Here is a 772-nt window from a genome sequence, read left to right as displayed (position 1 = left end):
GCGACCTGACCCGGATGATGAGCAAAAAGTGCTTGATCTGCGTATGGGAGGTTGCAATAAGTTTGAAATAGCTTATCAGCTTAAACAAAAATCAAATAACTTTAACCCATCGCCGTCTGGTGTGTACAATATTCTAAAGCGGTATCAAAAGAACCGTTTACATGCGGCGGATAAGGAAATAAAGCGAAAGATCATCAAAGAACGTATGGGCCAATTAGGACATATTGACTGTCATCACCTGAGTAAAAGCGTGATCAGAGGCCAGAACAGGAGGTTATATCTGCTTTGCGTGCTGGATGATTATTCCCGCTTGGCCTGGGCACAGGTGATGGAAGACATCACCGCGCTGACTACCATGTTCACTGCCATGCATTGCATGCAGGCGCTCAAACGGGAGTTCGGCATCCAGTTCGAGGAGATCATTGCCGATAACGGCCCGGAGTTCGGTACTTCAACAAGTTTGCAAAAGCGGAACCATCCTTTTGAGCGAATGTTAATGGAAACAGGCATCAAACGGCGGTATATGCAGCCTTATCGGCCGCAAACCAACGGCAAGGTGGAACGCTTTTGGAGGACCCTTAAAGAAGACCTTATTGAAGATACCGATTTCGACAGCTTTGAAGAGCTGGAAGATGAACTCCTCAAATATCTTGTTTATTATAACTGGGAACGACCACATCAGGGCATCAATGGTAAAAAACCTATCGATATGGTCACCCTAAACAACAAATAAAAATACCTGATTCTGTTACCGAATTACTAAACCCTTACA

The 772-nt window shown here is 44.7% G+C and carries 1 protein-coding gene; it reads left to right on the top strand.

The window, feature by feature from the left end:
* A partial coding sequence (locus tag AC1D0K_RS30680) for an integrase core domain-containing protein (RefSeq protein ID WP_477463154.1) occupies positions 1-733 on the top strand: 733 nt, incomplete at its 5' end.
* Positions 734-772: the final 39 nt, after the last annotated feature.

Source organism: Mucilaginibacter sp. P1_A3 (assembly GCF_056406855.1).
The sequence above is the reverse complement of the archived record's forward strand: the minus strand, read 5'-3'. Positions and strand labels throughout refer to the sequence as shown.